This window comes from Xanthomonas sp. SHU 308, from assembly GCF_000364645.1.
In the GTDB taxonomy this organism is placed as follows: Bacteria; Pseudomonadota; Gammaproteobacteria; order Xanthomonadales; family Xanthomonadaceae; genus Xanthomonas_A; species Xanthomonas_A sontii.
Genome location: NZ_AQOK01000764.1, coordinates 1 through 1908, shown reverse-complemented (window position 1 = coordinate 1908; position 1908 = coordinate 1). Strand labels below are relative to the sequence as shown.

Below are 1908 nucleotides of genomic sequence, written 5' to 3'. Positions count from 1 at the left end.
CCGACGATCAGGCAGCCGTGGTGCAGCAGCGGCAGGTGCATCGACAGCAGGGTGGCTTCCTGGCCGCCGTGCAGCGACGCGGTCGAGGTGAACACCGCCGCCGGCTTGCCGGCCAGCGTGCCGCTGGCCCAGTCGGCGCCGAGCCCGTCGATGAAGTGCTTGACCGGCGCGGCCATGTTGCCGAAGCGGGTCGGGCTGCCCAGCGCCAGGCCCACGCACTCGCGCAGGTCGCTGGCGTCCACGTACGGCGCGCCGCTGTCGGGCACCGGCGGTGCGCTGGTCTGGGTGACCGCCGCCACCGGCGGCACGGTGCGCAGGCGCGCGGTCATGCCCGGCACCTCGCCGACGCCGCGCGCGATCTGCCGCGCCAGGCGCGCCACCGAGCCTCCACGGCTGTAGTACAGGACCAGAATCTCGGCCATGCGGCCCTCTCGTGGATCGGAACGACCGCCAGTATCGACGATGCCGGCGTCCATGCGCATCGGGTACCCTTGCCCGATGCAGCCGCTGGACACCGTCAATCTCTGGGCCGATCGCCTGCGCGACCGCGCGCGCATGCGCAGCTTCGCCGGCTTCCTGTGGCGGCGCTTCCTCGACGACCGCCTGTTCCAGGCCGCGGCCTCGCTGGCCTACACCACCATCTTCGCGCTGGTGCCGCTGGCGGTGGTCGTGTTCGGGGTGTTGTCGGCGTTCCCGGTGTTCGACAAGTGGAGCGACCAGCTCAGCGACTACATCTTTTCCAACTTCGTGCCGGCCGCGGCGCGTTCGGTGGAGTCCTACCTGCGGCAGTTCTCGGCCAGCGCCGGGCAACTGACCACCGCCGGTGTGATCGCGCTGGTGGTCTCGCTGCTGATCACCCTCAACAGCGTCGAGCAGACCTTCAACCAGATCTGGCGGGTGGTGTCGGCGCGGCCGCAGCTGACCCGCTTCCTGGTGTACTGGACCGTGCTGACCCTCGGCGCGCTGCTGGCCGCGGCGTCGCTGGCGGTGTCGGCGCGGTTCTTCGCGCTGCCGCTGTTCAAGACCAGCGAGGGCCGGCTGCTGGCGCAGGTGGTGCTGAGCGTGGCGCCGGTGCTGATCGAATTCGTCTGCATCACCCTGGTGTACCGGGTGGTGCCGCATCACACGGTCAAGCTGCGCCATGCGGTGCCGGGTGCACTGCTGGCGGTGCTGCTGCTGGAACTGGTGAAATGGGGCCTGAGCCTGTACCTGGGCAGCTTCCAGTCGTACCAGCGCATCTACGGCACGGTCGCGTTCGTGCCGATCTTCCTGCTGTGGATCTACCTGAGCTGGATCGCGATCCTGCTCGGCGCCTCGGTGTCCTCTTCGATCGCCGCCTTCCGCTACCAGCCGGCCTCGATGCGCCTGCCCGCCGGCTATGAGATCTACGGCCTGCTGCGCCTGCTCGGGCGCTTCGCGCAGGCGCGCAGGCAGGGCAGGGGGCTGCATGAGGACCAACTCCTGGAACTGGAGCCGATGCTGACCGATTCGCTGGTGCAGGAACTGCTGTGCGAACTGGAGCGCATCCGCCTGCTCAGTCGTACCGAGCAGGGCGACTGGATGCTGGCTCGCGACCTGAGCGACGTGCCGGTGGCCGAGCTGTACGAGAATTGCCAACTGCGCATCCCTGTCGTCGAGACCTATCTGCCGTGCCGCGACGACGCCCTGGGCCAGGCGGCGTGCCGCGCGCTGGACGAACTGCGCCTGCCGTTGCGCGACGTGCTCAAGCGTCGCGTCGGCGACCTCTACACCGAGATTGGAGACCTTGCATGACCGCCATGCGCCTGCTGTTCCCGCTGTTCGCCGCTGCCGCCCTGCTGGCCGGGTGCGACCGCCAGCCCACGCCCAAGCCGGCCGACGGCGCCGCGACCACCGCGTCGTCCACCGCGCCCAAGGCGCCGCCCGCCC

General features: G+C 70.1%; 2 protein-coding genes. One reads left to right on the top strand and one right to left on the bottom strand.

The window, feature by feature from the left end; genetic code table 11:
* Positions 1 to 422 (bottom strand): NAD(P)H-dependent oxidoreductase (locus D588_RS0119960; protein ID WP_017917246.1); only part of this gene is annotated, 422 nt, incomplete at its 3' end.
* Between the two features lie 76 nt (positions 423 to 498).
* Here D588_RS0119960 and D588_RS0119955 point away from each other — a divergent pair.
* A complete protein-coding gene (locus D588_RS0119955; protein WP_017917245.1) occupies positions 499 to 1773 on the top strand; it encodes a YihY family inner membrane protein in 1275 nt (424 codons plus the stop codon).
* The last annotated feature ends 135 nt before the right edge of the window (positions 1774 to 1908 follow it).